16 protein-coding genes are annotated in these 16,604 nt (G+C 46.4%); 12 read left to right on the top strand and 4 right to left on the bottom strand.

Translation table 11 applies throughout. The features are described from left to right. From pstA to phoU, 3 genes are read left to right on the top strand one after another with little or no spacing between them, the layout of a single operon-like run. A complete protein-coding gene (pstA, locus tag BLR11_RS07290) occupies positions 1–882 on the top strand; it encodes a phosphate ABC transporter permease PstA (RefSeq protein ID WP_091650093.1) in 882 nt (293 codons plus the stop codon). Continuing rightward, positions 879–1,724, top strand: a complete 846-nt coding sequence (pstB, locus tag BLR11_RS07295) for a phosphate ABC transporter ATP-binding protein PstB (RefSeq protein WP_091650096.1) — start codon at positions 879–881, stop codon at positions 1,722–1,724. Before pstA ends, pstB begins: the two co-directional genes overlap by 4 nt. 15 nt (positions 1,725–1,739) lie before the next feature. After that, entirely contained in the window at positions 1,740–2,384 is a 645-nt protein-coding gene (phoU, locus tag BLR11_RS07300) for a phosphate signaling complex protein PhoU (RefSeq protein ID WP_091650100.1), read from the top strand. A 113-nt stretch (positions 2,385–2,497) separates the two neighbouring features. Here phoU and BLR11_RS07305 read toward each other — a convergent pair whose 3' ends face one another. The 3 genes from BLR11_RS07305 to BLR11_RS07315 form a co-directional block, all read right to left on the bottom strand. After that, the gene (locus tag BLR11_RS07305) at positions 2,498–3,349 is read right to left on the bottom strand and encodes a thiamine pyrophosphate-dependent enzyme (protein ID WP_091650103.1); all 852 of its coding nucleotides are present in this window, start codon (positions 3,347–3,349) and stop codon (positions 2,498–2,500) included. Continuing rightward, a complete protein-coding gene (locus BLR11_RS07310; protein ID WP_091650106.1) occupies positions 3,346–5,016 on the bottom strand; it encodes a 2-oxoacid:acceptor oxidoreductase subunit alpha in 1,671 nt (556 codons plus the stop codon). The genes BLR11_RS07305 and BLR11_RS07310 overlap by 4 nt, the downstream gene beginning before the upstream one ends. A 539-nt stretch (positions 5,017–5,555) precedes the next feature. Then, positions 5,556–6,008, bottom strand: coding sequence for a desulfoferrodoxin family protein (locus BLR11_RS07315; protein ID WP_091650108.1), 453 nt, complete (start codon positions 6,006–6,008; stop codon positions 5,556–5,558). 177 nt (positions 6,009–6,185) lie between these two features. Between BLR11_RS07315 and BLR11_RS07320 the strand changes: the two genes are divergently transcribed. Both BLR11_RS07320 and BLR11_RS07325 read left to right on the top strand, forming a co-directional pair. Continuing rightward, positions 6,186–6,677 carry a pyridoxamine 5'-phosphate oxidase family protein gene (locus BLR11_RS07320; protein WP_091650109.1) on the top strand — a complete coding sequence of 164 codons (492 nt, stop codon included), beginning with the start codon at positions 6,186–6,188 and terminating at the stop codon, positions 6,675–6,677. A 94-nt stretch (positions 6,678–6,771) separates the two neighbouring features. Next, positions 6,772–7,284 carry a ferritin gene (locus BLR11_RS07325; protein ID WP_091650112.1) on the top strand — a complete coding sequence of 171 codons (513 nt, stop codon included), beginning with the start codon at positions 6,772–6,774 and terminating at the stop codon, positions 7,282–7,284. A gap of 232 nt (positions 7,285–7,516) precedes the next feature. Here the strand turns inward: BLR11_RS07325 and BLR11_RS07330 are convergent, their stop codons facing one another. Beyond that, positions 7,517–8,431, bottom strand: a complete 915-nt coding sequence (locus BLR11_RS07330; RefSeq protein WP_091650114.1) for a YitT family protein — start codon at positions 8,429–8,431, stop codon at positions 7,517–7,519. A 259-nt stretch (positions 8,432–8,690) separates the two neighbouring features. Here BLR11_RS07330 and ispE point away from each other — a divergent pair, with 259 nt between their 5' ends. The 7 genes from ispE to BLR11_RS07360 all read left to right on the top strand — a co-directional run bounded on the left by ispE (position 8,691) and on the right by BLR11_RS07360 (position 16,595). Beyond that, positions 8,691–9,560 (top strand): 4-(cytidine 5'-diphospho)-2-C-methyl-D-erythritol kinase, encoded by an 870-nt coding sequence (gene ispE, locus BLR11_RS07335; protein ID WP_091650116.1) that lies wholly within the window; start codon positions 8,691–8,693, stop codon positions 9,558–9,560. Then, a complete protein-coding gene (locus tag BLR11_RS07340) occupies positions 9,550–10,287 on the top strand; it encodes a GntR family transcriptional regulator (RefSeq protein ID WP_091650118.1) in 738 nt (245 codons plus the stop codon). Before ispE ends, BLR11_RS07340 begins: the two co-directional genes overlap by 11 nt. A gap of 30 nt (positions 10,288–10,317) precedes the next feature. Next, positions 10,318–10,476, top strand: a complete 159-nt coding sequence (locus BLR11_RS14130; protein WP_176762906.1) for a hypothetical protein — start codon at positions 10,318–10,320, stop codon at positions 10,474–10,476. Between the two features lie 32 nt (positions 10,477–10,508). Further along, entirely contained in the window at positions 10,509–11,798 is a 1,290-nt protein-coding gene (gene larAH10, locus BLR11_RS07345) for an NPN-dependent 2-hydroxyacid racemase, LarAH10 family (RefSeq protein ID WP_091650122.1), read from the top strand. 257 nt (positions 11,799–12,055) lie between these two features. Then, on the top strand, positions 12,056–13,465 hold the full coding sequence (locus tag BLR11_RS07350; protein ID WP_091650124.1) for an FAD-binding oxidoreductase: 1,410 nt from the start codon (positions 12,056–12,058) through the stop codon (positions 13,463–13,465). A 359-nt stretch (positions 13,466–13,824) separates the two neighbouring features. Further along, the gene (locus BLR11_RS07355) at positions 13,825–14,607 is read left to right on the top strand and encodes a tyrosine-protein phosphatase (RefSeq protein WP_091650126.1); all 783 of its coding nucleotides are present in this window, start codon (positions 13,825–13,827) and stop codon (positions 14,605–14,607) included. Positions 14,608–14,762: 155 nt separating this feature from the next. After that, positions 14,763–16,595: a polysaccharide biosynthesis protein gene (locus tag BLR11_RS07360; RefSeq protein ID WP_245675112.1), complete on the top strand. Its 1,833-nt coding sequence runs from the start codon at positions 14,763–14,765 to the stop codon at positions 16,593–16,595. Positions 16,596–16,604 lie beyond the last annotated feature (9 nt).

Here is a 16,604-nt window from a genome sequence, read left to right on the forward strand (position 1 = left end):
ATGAGCCGCATTCAACACAAGAAAAAAGTGGACAAGATCATGACCGCTCTCTTTTTCGCTGGTACAGCCTTTGCCGTGATCCTGCTGGTTGCCTTTATCGGTTTTGTTATTGCACAAGGCTTTGGCGAAATGACCTTGGATATGTTGTCCTTCAGCGGCAGCGGTTTGGGAAATATGCTGTTCAATACGCTGTATCTGGTCTTTTTAGCACTCGTATTCAGTATGCTGACAGGCGTACCGGCCGGGATATTCCTCGCTGAATATGCCCATCAGGGAAAAGTAACCCACTGGGTCCGCATGGCCATAGAAACCTTGGCATCGCTGCCATCTATCGTCGTCGGCCTCTTCGGGTATTTAGCCTTTATCGTAATGACCGGGTCCCAATGGAATCTGTTTGCCGGGTCCCTGGCAGTATCTATCCTGACACTGCCGCTGGTGACCTCCGTGACCGAAGATGCCCTGCGCAATCTGCCGGACAGCTACCGCCAAGGAAGTCTGGGCCTGGGAGCGTCGCACTGGCAGACCATATGGCGCGTCTTAGTGCCCGCTTGTTTTCCGCGGATCATGACGGGACTCATCATGGCCGCCGGACGTGGTTTCGGGGAAGCAGCGGCACTCATGTTTACCGCCGGTATGTCAACGGATATCAACTGGAACAACTGGGATATCACCTCTGCCTCATGCCCCTTGAATCCCTTCCGTCCCGGTGAAACCCTGGCCCTGCACATCTGGTCGCTGCGGACAGAAGCACTTCACCCCAATGCGGCACAACTGGCCAGTGTATCCTCGGCGATCCTTATGGTACTCGTCGTCAGCTTTAGTCTGGCGGCCCGATATATTAGTTGGAGACTGGATAAGAAAATGGGAGGAACCAATTCATGACAGAATTAACGACGACCCTTACGGGATATGCGGCACAAGCTCGCGACGACGCGCACGTTAGGGACGAAGCGGCGGCTGCCGATATAACACAAGAAAATACCTTCGACGTGAAGGGACTGAACTTGTTTTATGATAAAACACAAGCCTTAAAAAATATCAATATGACCATCAAAAAACATGAAATCACTGCTTTGATCGGACCGTCGGGCTGCGGGAAATCGACCTTTATCAAAACCCTGAACCGCATGAACGACTGGATAGAAAACTGCCGCGTCACGGGGGAGATCCTCTTTGAAGGCAGAAATATCTACAAAGAAGTAGACTCACTGGCACTGCGGTATCGTGTTGGCATGGTATTCCAGCAACCGACCCCCTTTCCTAAGAGCGTCTTTGAAAATATTGCCTACGGCCCCCGTATTCAAGGCATTTCCAATAAAAAGAAATTGGCGGAAATCGTAGAAGAAAGCATGCATCAGGCCGCCGTGTGGGATGAACTGAAAGATCGGCTGCACGAAAGTGCCCTCGGTCTTTCCGGCGGGCAGCAGCAGCGGCTGTGTATTGCCCGTACGCTGGCGGCGCGTCCGTCCGTTATCCTCATGGACGAACCGACCTCGGCACTTGATCCGATTTCCACACAAAAAATAGAAGATCTGGCGCTGCAGCTCAAAGAAAAATACACGATCGTCATCGTTACGCACAGCATGCAGCAAGCCCGTCGGATATCAGACCGGACCGCGTTCTTCCTGCTCGGGGAATTACTCGAATTCAACAACACCGTAGACATGTTTACCAAACCGGCCAACCCCAAAACGGAAGCATATATCACCGGCCGTTTCGGCTGATGGAGGAGAGACCCTATGAGAGATGCATACGTAGAATCATTGAACGAACTATCCCAAGACATGATGCAGCTGGCCCAAATTGTAGAAACCACGATTGCCAACACGTGGACCGCCTTGGAATCCTTAGATAATAAACTAGCCAGTGAAATCTATCACGGCAACGAAGACATCAACACAAGGGTGCGCGAATGCATGAAAAAAGATCTTACGATCAGTCTCATGCAGACTCCGGTCGCCACAGACTGGCGGCACCTGATGGCTACCCAGAAAATACTATACGATATAGAACGCATTACCGATAACTGTGCGGACATCTGCCACTATATCTTCCACCTCAATAAAGAAGGCGGACCTGTGACACCGCCCACAGGCCTGCAGGAAATGTATCAAGTCATGGCATCTATGGTCGTAGACGTTCTGCGGCTGTACAACGAAGGCGGCATAGACGATATAGACTTGATTCGGGACAAAGACGATATTGTGGATATGGCTTTTACCAAAAGCATGGAGGAAATCAGTGAAAAAATGGTCAAAGAACCCAATCATGTACGCCAATACATCTCCTATGTACTTATTGTCAAATACATAGAACGGATGGCCGACCATGCCTCAAACATTACAGACTGGATACTATACAGAAGCAATAACATGCTGAAATGACAAGCAATAAAAAAAGTCTGTCCCATATTTGCCATACCGACAAATACAGGAACAGACTTTTTATGCTGGAAGAGAGAAAAAGCAACTGCTATTAAATCCGTTACTAATACACATTAAATATAGGACTTGATTAATTCATTCATATAATGGAAATCTGTTTTTTTATCGAGCAGTGGAGTTCCTTGTCGTAGAACGACATTTTTTTGATGAAATGTCGCCTTGTCCTCCCGATACAGAAGACCAATGGGAATGTGGTCACCAAATTCCATGGCTTTTTGCATCGCATTCATTTTGTTTTTGTAGTTATAGGATTCATCTAGTTCATAAACACGTTGATTGTACCACGCAAAGGTGTTGGTTTTGTTAAAACTTACACAGGGCTGCAAAATATCGACCAATGCGTATCCGTTGTAGGTAATTGCCTGTTTCATCAGGGATATCAAATGCTCTTTATGACCGGTAAACGCGCGGGCAACGAATCCGGCACCGCATGCGATAGCAAGAAGAACCGGATTGAGCGGTTCATTACTATTCCCGTCCGTCTGAACCCCGGTTTTCAATCCTAGTACGGAAGTCGGCGATGCCTGTCCTTTTGTCAGTCCGTAAATCTGATTGTCGTGAACAAAATGTGTGATATCGACATTACGGCGGATATTGTGGATAAAATGGTTTCCGCCTTCTCCGTACGAATCACCGTCCCCCGTATCGACGATGACCGTCAATTTCTCATTGGCAATTTTAGCTGCTGCGGCGGCGGGGAGAGAACGTCCATGAAGGCCGCAGAATGCATTGGCACTGATATACTGTGGTGTTTTCGCTGCCTGACCGATACCGGCAGCAATCAATACCTCAGAAGGATTTTTGTCAAGCTGTTCAAGGGCAATTTTCAGACATTCCAGAATGGTAAAATTTCCGCAGCCGGGACACCATGCCGTTTCATACGTACAAAAAGTTTTCGCATTCATTGTACCGCCCCTTTCCGAATCCGTTCGACAATTTCCTCGCCGGAAATCTGGCGACCATCGTATTTCAAAATGCGGCTTTCGCAAAGAATACCAGTTTCTTGCCGGATCAGATCTGCCAATTGACCGGTTGCATTTTGTTCGATATCAATAATATGGTGAGCTTTTGCTGCCTTTTCTTGGAGTTGTTTTACTGGCAGCGGGTAGACATCGCCAAAGACGAGAGCGCCATAGCGGGTATTAGTATCTTTATTCAGCAAAGTAACCGCTTCTTCGATCGGTCCCCATGTGGAGCCCCATCCGATCAAAAGAGTTTCAAAATCGTTGTCACCGATAAAGAGGGGTTCCTGCAGTTCCCGTTTCAGCCCTTCTCGTTTTTTCATGCGTTTATCCATCATTTGAGTACGTACTTCAGCCGATTCGGTAATCCAACCGCGTTCATCATGTTCGTCGCTATCGATTGCCACCAGTTGTTCTGTTTTTCCGGGGACGAGTCGGGGGGATATGCCATTTTCCGAATAGTGGTATCGCAGGTATTCTTTGTTTTCCGTGTATTCCGACATAGGATCCATTATTTGAATCTTTTCTGGGTTGAAAGGATCAACCGTAAATGTAGCATCACCCAGATACTGGTCACTCAAGAGGATAACAGGAATTTGATATTTTTCTGCCAGATTAAAAGCTCGCATTGTCTGATAGAAGGCGTCATACGCGTTTCGCAGCGCGATTACCATACGAGGAAATTCACCCTGCGAAGCGGAAATAACAAATTTCAAATCGCTCTGCTCCGTCCTTGTCGGGAGGCCGGTTACCGGTCCCGGACGCTGGACATCGATTACGACCAGCGGAATTTCCGCCATACCGGAAAGACCGAGCGCTTCCACCATCAAAGAAAAACCACCGCCCGATGTGCCGGTCATAGCACGAGCACCTCCATAGGAAGCTCCTAATGCCATATGGATAGCGGCGATTTCATCTTCTGCCTGCTCTACTACAATACCCGCTTTATCGGCTTTTGACGCGATCGTTTCCATGATAGCAGTGGAAGGAGACATCGGGTATGCGGAATAAAATCGAAGGCCTGCGCAAATAGCTCCGAGAGCAACTGCTTTACTACCGGAAATAAGCATTTGATCGCAATACACTCCATGCAGATGGGAAAAGTGCGTTTCCGTAGATGCATAGCCATCTTCTACCGCCTTGACATTAATATCGAGATATGGCTCTTTTACAAAGGCTTGAAGAACCGCTCTGACATTATCAAGGGATTCTCCAAACAGTTTCAGAACGGCTCCCACCGCAATACTTCCGGAAACCCGCGGATTGCCGAGAACCTTTGCCATGGCATCCATTTGTATGCGGATAAGACGCGGATCAAATCCGGATAATTTAGCGTCGCCGAGAATAAATCCCGTATCCTTCAATTGGTTCGTATGCAGTTCGATGGTGTCTTCGTCGAGAGCAACAATACCGTCGAGCTGATTGCTGTGTGAATGTATCGGTTCGATTCCGAAACGCAGCAAGGAGAAATTATGTCCGCCTCGTACTCGGGACATAAGATCCCTTGTTGTAAAAACGTTGTATCCAGAATACCTTAACAGTTTTTCAAGGATGGACACCGTGGTGTCAATTCCCTGACCCGCTGCTCCGCCAATTAGTAAATTATACATGAGAGCCTCCTTTCAAACATGTCCCCTTTTCGGATGAGAGAGTCTCTTACTTAGCAGGAATCTCTCATTTCATAATTTAGAACTTCGTTTTCCAAAAACATGTAAATTGCAGCAGGTATACAGGGTTCCTTGCTTTTCCGCATGTTTCACAGCAGTATAAATAGCAATAGACCTCCTTTTCAAAAATTTACCGTGAACCATACTTAAAAACCAAGGATACATCTTGTATTAGCCTGTAATTCCTAAACAATAAGTTGAAAAAAATCGCGATACATTAGCTTCATTTTAACACAGGCGATACGTTACGTAAACGAAGTGCATATTTTGTCATGCTGTATCGATGCAGGGGGACGATAGATAGAAATAAATTATATTCTATTCAAATGTAATACGATACTTTTCTTGAGGTGTTTTCTCGTTTGACGAAGAAAAAATGGAGTTGAACAAAAAAAGGGGAGAATACCTTGTTTTGTTACAACTCCATTTTAAATCATATTTTGAAATATAAGTAGTAAAAGTTTTAGAAAATTAAGTGTGTATTAGTCTTCCAATTTGCAACCGCCAAATTCAGGAGAACACCCTCCTAGTACGGGTTGTTGTAAGGATTCCTTGCCAAAATTTTTCTTCCATAGGCCATGGAGGTTACAATAGGCATAAATTGTTCCCTCTTCAGCCCCTTTAAAGGTTGTTTTGGGAGCTTGTCCTGCAAATAATTTATGAACTTCTATTCTATTTCCATTGACCAATGCGATCCATTGTATGAAATGTTCGTCAACCATAGGATGTTCAACGGCACCCACAGTAACCATAAGCTCACCATTAGATACACTAATTTCTGGAACATGTTTTTCTTTAGCGGCATCCACGGCACCGGCAATCAATTTCTTCATAGGTTGGCCGCAACAAGATAACTGACCATTCGTGCCTTGAAGGACAGCTACAAGGTTTCCACAACGTTCACAGTAATAAAAATCTACTTCATTTTCATTCATAATAAAACCTCCTAATTTAATAATATACATAATGTACTTTGCATAAGTAATTATTACTTCATAAGTATTACTTTAATTACTATAGTATATAATTAATGCTTGCTATATGTCAATATTGATTTGATAAGAATAAAAATATATAATAGAATCATAAAAAATAATAAGGAGGAATGTTTTATGTATGAAGATCAGGTACTCGGTATGATAAAAAAAGAACCGGCATTTATGGCGTCTGTAGATGGCCAGCGGCCGCGGATTCGGCCTATGAAGGTTTTTGTTGATGAAACAGGCCATTTATGGCTCTTCAGTCGGTTTGATTCTAAAAAAGTGAGCGATTTGAGTGTGAATCCTCGTGTTGAATTGGGATTTATGGGAGAAGATTCCAGTGTGGTAACTGTTTTTGGACAGGTTAAAGATGCAACGAAGCCGGGAACTCCTCAATTTCGTTTAGTGCGGGATATGATGCTTAACCATGTTCCGGAAATGAAACATTATTTTTCTGAAAATGAAGAAGATAGTATTGTTTTATATCAAGTTATTGTTCATGAAATAAATTATATGCGGCCTGACAGAACGGTTGTTTCCAATATTAACTTGCCGATGACGTACAATCCGGAAGTAGAGGTAACCTTTTGCAAGGGCGGGTTTTGCTTAACGGAGGATAAGTAATACATGCATGGAACAATGATGGCTAAATAAAACAACTCTGTTACAGGGTATAATATGAAAATTTGTACTGATATATAAAAAAGGAGCAGCGCATATGATAGATAAGGAAATTGTAAATTTACTTAATGACCAAATTAATAAAGAATGGTTTTCCGCGTATTTTTACTTAGATATATATGGATATTACATGGATCAAAACCTAAATGGTTTTGGCAACTGGTTTTTAATTCAAACGCAGGAAGAACGAGATCATGCTCTTTTGTTTACACAGTATGTATTAAATAATAATGAACGATTTGTTCTACAGGATATAAAAGCCCCTCATATTGTTTTTACTGATTTTAGAGAACCGGCTAATGCAGCATTGCAACATGAAAAAGGAATAACAAAATCAATCAACACGATCTATGCAGCTGCATATGAAAAAAAGGATTTTCGTACGATGCAGTTTTTGGATTGGTTTGTTAAAGAACAGGGAGAGGAAGAAAAAAATACAGAAGACATTGTGAAAAGATATGATCTCTTTGGAAAAGATGTCAGGGGCTTGTATCTTCTGGATTCAGAACTAGCTGCTCGAGTCTATGCACCGCCTACGTTGACAGTATAATTTTGGATAAAATAAATTATTGTACTAAATGGAATAAGTTGCATAGCTTAATAAAAGATAACATGTTGAAAAGACCTATTTTTTCGTAGAAATACGTGAAATAGGCCTTTTCTTATCGTATGTCTTATGGATTTTTGGAGTACAGAAACATTCCGGCTTGCAACAATGTCATGCATAATAATAGAATAAAAGTTGTAATATGGAACGATTTTGTTGATGAGTGCATGCGTTTTTACATCCGGTCGGAGGGGGCCTGTTTTTTAGTTTGCGGCCGGGCGAGGGATTCGTCGTGGAGCTGATAGAAGGCGTTGCTGGGGCGTGTGAAGCCTTTGCCCATGACTTCCGAGGCTTCGCTGATGATCATAAAGGCTTTGGGGTCTACTTTGTTGATCATGTCTTTGACCTTGGCTATTTCCGTCATCTTGATAACGACGTAGATAATGCGTTTTTCCTGATGGGTGTAGGCTCCCTGTCCGTACATGATGGTGGCGCCGCGGCCGATGTAGCGCATGATGACGTTGGCGATTTCGTCGGCGTGAGCCGAGATGATGATGGCGGTTTTCCGCTGATTCAGGCCCATGACGACTTTATTGGTGACGTGGGCGGCGATGTAGGTGCCCACGAAGGTCAGGACGGCGAGTTCCAGTCCGTACATATACGCAGCGCCGATGATGATGAAAGCGTTGATGCCCATGACGACATTGCCCATTTCCAGCGCATAGAATTTTTTGATGATAGCGGCGACGACATCCAGTCCGCCGCTGTTGCCGTTATAGCGATAGATGATTCCCATGCCGATACCGGTCATGATACCGCCGGTGATGGTGGAGACAATGGGATCCTTGATGACGTTCCAGCCGGACATGAAGGAGGTCATATCGACTAAGACTGAAAAGATGATCGTACCGATGATGCTGAGAATCGTGTACTGCCGTCCCATGAATTTGTAGCAGAACCACATGATCGGCAGATTCATGACGAAGAGACCCGTCCCAACGGGAAAACCCGTGGCATAATGGAGCATAATAGCAATCCCTGTAATACCGCCGCTGAGCAGATGATGAGGAATGAAGAATGTATTAATGCCGATCGACGATACAACAGCACCTACTAAGGTAGCAACATAGGCAATCGTGTATTTGTTCATAAAAACCTCCTGTAGAAAAGAGAATATTCACTGTATCAATTTACTGTGTTATATTGTCAAGTTATCCTAAAACAGGTATAATCAAATGTATAAAATATAATCATTATTAGTTATAAGGTAATTGCATATTATGCATAGATTTTACTTATATCTCGGCAACATGTGCTTTATATGTTAAAATTATAACATACGATTACCCGATAATGAATATGTGGATAGCAATAAACGGGGAAAAAGATTTCAGAATGGAGATACGCGAATGATAGTAGAAAAAGCACATGCAAAATTAAACTTGGCATTACGTATTTTAGGAAAACGCAATGACGGATATCATAACATCGATACGATATTCCAATCCCTTGAACTCAGTGACATAATCCGGGTGGAGGCGGCGGATACCATAGAAGTAACCTGCACGGATCCCACACTTGCCTGTGATGAAACGAACCTGGCCTATAAAGCAGCAATGGCACTGCAGCCGTATTGCCGGAAGGGGCAGGGGGCTCGCATTCATATAGAAAAAAAGATACCGATTGCGGCAGGATTGGGCGGCGGCAGTGCCGACTGTGCTACGACACTGCGTTGTCTGAACCGGTTGTGGGGCTTGAAACTTCCGTATGAAGACTTGTGTCGTATCGGTGCCACCATCGGTGCCGATGTGCCGTTTTGTCTTCGCGGTGGTACCGCCCGAGGCCGAGGTCAGGGCGATATTATTACCCAGCTGCCTGATTTTCCGAGCATGATGGTCATGCTGATCCATCCGCATATAGTGGTCCATACAGAGCAGGCCTATGCCAAGTTTGATGCCAATCCCGTAGATCTGCCGATTCGCCTCGATCTGATGGAAAAGGCGGTATGGCATGGTTCCTTGGATGAATTATCAACATTGATGGGCAATACCTTTGAATCACTGGTCATTCCCGACTATCCTGAAATCGAACGCTGCAAGGACATTTTGGAAATGTACGACTTGAAACCGATGCTGAGCGGCAGCGGCCCGACCGTGTTTGCTATCGTTCCGCCGCCGGGAGATATCGGCATGCTGGGCATCGTTGGCGGCGTATTGGATGATACAGACGTCTTCGTCAGCAGATTTTCTAGGGGAGAAGGGTATGGAGATGAATACTGAAGTAAAACATCAGAAACTGAGTCCGATCAAGCTGGATGCCTATAAACCGCTGCGTGAGGTCGTCAGTGAAACCTTGCGGCAGGCAATTAAAGACGGCATATTAAAGCCCGGGGAACGGCTGATGGAGATCCAGTTGGCCGATGAACTTGGTGTCAGCCGCACGCCGATCCGGGAAGCGATCCGCCGGCTGGAGCTGGAAGGGTTCGTCGTCATGGTACCGCGGCGCGGCACGTATGTGGCCGACATTTCTCTCAAGGATATCGCCCAGGTGTTTGAAATCCGCGGGGCCCTGGAGGAACTGGCTGCCGGATTGGCGGCCGAACGCATTACGGACGAAGAACTGGAAACACTGGAACGTATGATGGTAGAAATCAACGAATACATCGACCAAGGTGCCTTCGACAAAATAGTCGATACGGATGTGCGGTTTCACGACGTCCTGTATCATGCCAGCCGCAATACCCGCTTGGTAGATATCCTGCACAACCTGCGGGAACAGATGCTGCGGTTCCGCTCCATTTCCATGCATTATCCGGGACGACTGGCGGCAACGTGGGAGGAACATCGGCAGATGGTGGAAAGCATTGCCAACCACAACAGCACGATGGCCCGCCGCGTAGCCAAGAAGCACATGGAAAACTCGGAAAAAACCTTGCTCAAGGGGATGAGCAAGGACGAGAAATCAGCACAAATGGTGCATGACCTGTTTCCCCATACGAATAACTAAAAGAAGATGACATACATGAGGAGGCATACTATGATAGACGTTTGGCACGGCTTGCAGCGCATATTCCATAGAGTAGATGATTTTGAGAATTTTCTGCTGATTTTGGTGACGATCCTTTTTTCCCTGCTTTTTGTGCGGGTTATCGTGGCTATGATTATGGGGCGCTGGAATTTGTTCCCGCCGATGTAAAGTAAAAATACTGAAGGAAAGGTCGTCATTTCATGAAATCAATTTCGATTCCCTTTGGGAAAGAAGTACAGCATATAGAACTGCCGGAGGATCATCTGTTGTATGACCTGCACGGCAATATGGCATCGATCGTAACCAATGAAAAAGAAGCGATCCTCCGAGCCCTGCGGCAGCCCATTGACAGTAAGCCGCTGCGTGATATCGTGCGGGAGGATGATACAGTCGCAATCGTCGTCAGTGACATTACCCGTCTGGTGCATACGGAGGCGATGCTGCCGGTTATTGTGTCCGAACTGAACGAAGCCGGGGTACGGGATGATCAGATCACCATTATCGTGGCACAGGGAACGCATCGGGCCCATACACCGGAGGAAGATGTCATCGTCTGCGGAACAGAGATGGCTCGGCGCCTGCGCATCGTGCAGCATGACTGCCGGGACAAGGAGAACCTGACCTATGTAGGAACGACCCGCTTTGGCAACGACGTATATATCAATGCCGAAGCCCTGCAGGCAGACAAGCTCATTTTGACCGGAGCCGTATCCTTTCATCCCATGGCCGGTTACGGCGGCGGCCGCAAGGCCATACTGCCGGGGATTGCCGGATTTGACTCCATCATGACGAATCATTCTTTAGCGTTAGCTGAAACACAGGGAGACGGATGCAATCCGCACTGTGACACGGCAAGTCTTGAAGAAAATCCGTTCCATCAAGACATGCTGGAAGCGGCGCAGATGGTTCATCCCGACTTTTTGGTCAATACAGTGTTTACGGCAGATGGCGATCTCTGCGACGTCGTAGGCGGACATTGGCGCAAGGCCTGGGAAAAGGGCTGTCAGGACGTATTGGCGACCGGCGGCGTACCTATCGAAGAGCAGGCAGATGTAACCATTGCCTCCGCCGGCGGCTACCCGAAGGACCTGAATCTGTACCAAGGCTGCAAAGCCTACATGAATGCCGTCTTTGCGACAAAGCCGGGCGGTGTCCTAATCTTGGTATTGGACTGCCCGGATATCAAAGAACCGGAAATCTTTACGAAATGGTTTTTCCGCAGTGACTTGGATCAGGTAGAACAAGAACTGCGCCGGGAATTTCTCATGCCCGGATTTGTAGCGTTTAAGACACGCTGTATCATTGCCTCGATGAAAACCTGTTATGTGGTTACCCGGCCGGAAAATTTCGACATCATCCGGCAGACCGGCCAGATTCCGGCTCCCGATGTAGAGACTGCCTGGAAAATGGCACAGCAGGAAGTACCCGAACACTATACGGTGACGATCATGGGACATGCGGCAGCAACCTTCCCTGTATATACGAAATGACATCGAAAACCAACAACTGCGCACGCATCAAGAAAAGTGCACAATTGTTGGTTTTCGTGACTATAAGAATACGTTATACGTTTTACTAGTATCGATAAGAAAAAGTCATAGGTATTCCGGCGTAATTTGTATAGGAACTTTGCAAGACAAACGCGGTCCGCTGCGGTATAATGGGGACAATTTAACACAGCCGCCGGCTCATAAAAACAGGCGCAATACGTCCGGGCCGGTGTGATACAGAGAGGAAATGATCTATCATGAGACAGTACCATCCCGTAACATACGAAGTTGTAAAAGCCCTGCAGGCAGTCGTCGGTGAAAAATATGTCAAGACCGATGCCGACACGCTGGACAAATATAAACTCGATGAAAATCTGGACCCCACCTTCTGGCGTCTGCCGGAGGTCGTGGTATCGGCAGGCAGTACGGAGGAAGTAGCCAAGGTCATGCAGATCGCCAATCAGTACGGCGTTCCCGTTACCCCGCGCAGTGCCGGTACCAGTGTGAGCTGCGGTGCCATCCCGACATATCACGGTATCGTACTGCTGCTGGAACGGATGAACCAGATACGGGAAATCAATGAAGAAGGCATGTACATGGTCGTGGAGGCCGGTGTCCGTACGATCGATATCCAGAACCTGGCCCACGAAAAAGGACTCATGTATGCTGGAGATCCCTGCAGTTCGGACAGCTGTCTCATCGGCGGCAATCTGGCAACCAATGCCGGCGGCAACAAGGCAGTCCGCTACGGTACGACACGCCATCAGGTCTACTCGGTGGAAGTCGTGCTGCCGAACGGCAAAGTGACGACACTGGGAGCTACGTTGAAGAAATGTTCTACGGGTTTCTGTCTCGATCAATTGATTATCGGCTCCGAAGGGACGCTGGGCATCATCACCAAGGCGACGCTGAAGCTCGTGCCCCTGGCTCCGTATAAACTGGATGTACTGGCGGTATTCACGGATCTGGCCAAAGCGACGGCACTGGTGCCGAAACTGGTCAAAGCCGGACTCAATCCGACGAGTGTGGAATTTATGGACAACAACTTCGTCCGCAGTGCCAGCGACTATTCAGATCTGAAGCTGCCGCATTACGAAGATGGCTGTTATGATATTGTTTCGATCGAAACCTTCAATGAAGACGAATTGGACGACAAAATGGAAAAGCTGAGCGCCATCTGCGAAGAATGCGGGGCTACGGACGTACTCGAAGCCGACGACCGCGTATGGCAGGTGCGCCGCAACTGTCTGGAAAGCACGCGGTCTCTGTCCGAGGTACAGACGTCCGAGGATCTGGTCGTTCCGGTTACGAAAATCGCCGCCTGCATTCAGGCCCTCGTCAAGGAAAGCGAACAGTATGACTTCCGCGTCTTCTGCCTGGCCCATGCCGGGGATGGCAACCTGCACTTCCAGATCCTCAAATGCGACATGAGCGATGCCGAATGGGAACGGCAGCTGGAGGAATTCCGCCATACGGCGTACCGTTACGTGTATGACTTGGGCGGCCGTCTCTCCGGTGAACATGGTATCGGCATGAAGCGGGTATGCTACATGGAAGAATATACAGATCCCGTGGAAATGGAACTGATGAAAACCATCAAGGGCGCTATGGATCCGAACTGGATACTCAATCCGGGGAAGGTATTCAATCCAGTGGAAAAACAATAAAGAAAGTAAGAAAAGGTATTTGATCAAACTATATCAAATAACTTTTTTTCTAAAGATGTGATTATGTTTTTTTATGTATCTAAGAATATAATTGTAATGGGTATGTAGGATGCGATTATATGTAACATGAAACCATTATGATGAATATAGATACTGCTGGTTTATAATTTTTTATATAATCTAAAAGATAGAATACAAATAAGAAAAAAAGAATTGTATATATAAAAACGAATTAATTATATTTAAACAACATTATTTTTGTAAACATTGACGATACCGTTAATGTTGGTGTATATTTATAAAAAAGAGTATCCTTGCGTGTTATGCTAAACTGTATATAAAAAAGGAGCGGGAGCACCATGATAGATATACATTCTCATATTTTGTACGGTATAGATGATGGATCACAGTCATTAGATATGTCTTTGGAAATGCTGCGCATGTCTGCAGCTTCTGAAGTGACAGATATTTTTGCTACACCCCATGTAAACCGCCGCGGCGTAGTACCGGAATGGTCCGTGATCGTGGACAAGACTGCAGAACTGCAGCAGCAGGCACAAGATGTGGGTATTCCTATCCGCATTCATACAGGGGCTGAAGTAGAACTCAATTATGATACCTTGGAATTTATAAAAGAGGGCAGCCGGGACTATTGTCTGGCAGGCAGCCGGTATATTCTATGTGAATGTACCGCGCAGAGCCAGCCGGATCAGGCAGAAGCTTTATTATATGAACTGATGCTGCGGGAATTCGTGCCGATCCTGGCGCATCCCGAACGCTATGATCGAATCATGACTCGTCCCAGCCGCGTGTTGGAATGGATGCATAACGGCGTGCTGGCACAGTGCAACACCGGCAGTTTCAAAGGCTCTTTCGGAAAAGATACGCAGCTCCGGGCAGAAAACCTGCTGCGCCACCATATGGTTATTTTCCTGGGGAGTGATGCCCATCGGACAGAAGCCCGCAATACAGATATGCGGGAAGGTCTCCAGGCGATAGAAGCCATGGGAGATACGGATGCAGAGGATACGTGTACCTGGAATGCCGAACGGATTCTGGAAGATCGCGTTCTCTATCCGGAACTGCCGGAACATTGGGATAAACCCAAAAAAGGAATTTTTTCCCGCATATTCGGAGCGTAATATAACGTGGAAATATAAACAAAAAATAAAGTGTCCATTGTTGTATTCTATATGACGATATGATACAATAATAAATATATTTTGATGAGAAAAAAGCATATGAGAATAAATACATATGCATTATTATTATGATAATTATGCAAAGGAGGGACATTATGTTGCGTCAGTATTTGTTGCCGGGATTTTTGGTTCTGGCTGATATTATTACACTCACCCTTGTTGCATTTATGAGCCTTTTTCTGCGATTTGATGGCAATGTTTTTAATGAATATTTTGTGCAGGTTGTTTTTGGCCTGCCTTTTTTTATTTTTTCCTATCTGTTAATGCTGGGCATCATGCATCTGTATACTCGGATATGGCGCTATGCCGGAACACGGGAAGTCGGGGCGGTTTTATTTGCCACTACGACAGCTGCCATGCTCTTTTTTATCTGTGCCATGGTGGTCGATATTCATTTACCACGTTCTTTATTTATTATTTCGTATATACTAGCAACAGGTTCTATTGGTTTAGGTCGTCTGTTGCTGCATTATGTCATCGTGCATGCAGATAGAAAAAAGGTTGTTGAGTCGGAACAGACGCCGGTCTTGATCGTAGGGGCCGGAGATGCCGGGGCGATGATAGCGCGGGAAATCATGCAGTTCCATGCACAGCGCCGACGTATTGTGGGATTTATTGATGATGAGCCACGGAAGCAGCATCATCTCATGGGCGGGATACGCATTCTCGGTGATCGTCATGATATTCCGGCAATGGTGGAAACATACGGGATCAAGGAAATCATCATTGCTATGCCGTCAGCTAAACGGGCAGTTATCAAGGAAACCATAGAAATCTGCACGCCGCTGAAATGTAAAATCAATACATTGCCAGGCTTGTATCAACTGCTGGATAACGAGGTGCTGGTACAGCGTCTTCGGCCGGTATCCATTGAAGATTTACTGGCACGGGACGTGGTGAAGTTGGATATACAGAACATAGAAGAGTATATTACGGGGAAAACAATACTCGTTTCCGGGGCCGGCGGTTCTATCGGCTCGGAAATATGCCGTCAGGTCATGTATATGAAGCCGGCGCGGCTGATCCTCATGGGACACGGAGAAAACAGCATTTATCTTATTCATCAAGAACTGAGCCAAAAATACGGGACGGAACGAATTATTCCTATTATTGCCAGTGTCCGCGATCCGCGGCAGCTGGACCGTATCTTTGCCACATACCGGCCTCATGTCGTATTCCATGCCGCAGCACACAAGCATGTACCGCTCATGGAGCATCAGCCCATGGCAGCCGTTCTGAATAATATCTACGGCACGCGCAATATAGCGGAGGCCGCCGGTGGCTATGGTGCTGAACGATTTGTCATGATCTCTACGGATAAAGCCGTAAATCCCACCAGTGTCATGGGAGCAACGAAACAGGTCGCGGAAAAAGTGGTTCATGTCATGAATGACCGCTATGCGACAAAATATATTACCGTCCGATTTGGCAATGTCCTAGGCAGTCGGGGGAGTGTCGTTCCGTTATTCCGGCGTCAGCTGGCAGCCGGTGGTCCGCTGACAGTGACGGATCCTAAGATGACACGATACTTTATGACCATTCCCGAGGCCAGTCAGCTGGTGCTGCAGGCCGGTTCCATGGGACAGGGAGGCGAGGTATTTCTCCTGGAAATGGGCGAACCGGTTAAAATCATCGATCTTGCCAGAAATATGATTCGTCTCTCCGGGTATGAACCGGAGGTCGATATTCCAATACAAATTACCGGTGTCCGTCCCGGCGAAAAGCTCTATGAAGAACTGTTGACACAGGCAGAGGGGACACGGAAAACGAATCACGAAAAAATTTTTACAGCGCAGATGGAGGAAGTAGAGGAAACATGGCTCCATCAGCAAATTGATTCATTTCAGCAATGTCAGACGGAAGAAGAAGTCATTCATGTGCTGCAGCGGATCATCCCGACCTATCATCCGAATCATGATCCGAAGTAAAGGAAATTA

Origin of the sequence: Megasphaera paucivorans, from assembly GCF_900103535.1 — a bacterium.
GTDB lineage: Bacteria > Bacillota > Negativicutes > Veillonellales > Megasphaeraceae > Megasphaera_A > Megasphaera_A paucivorans.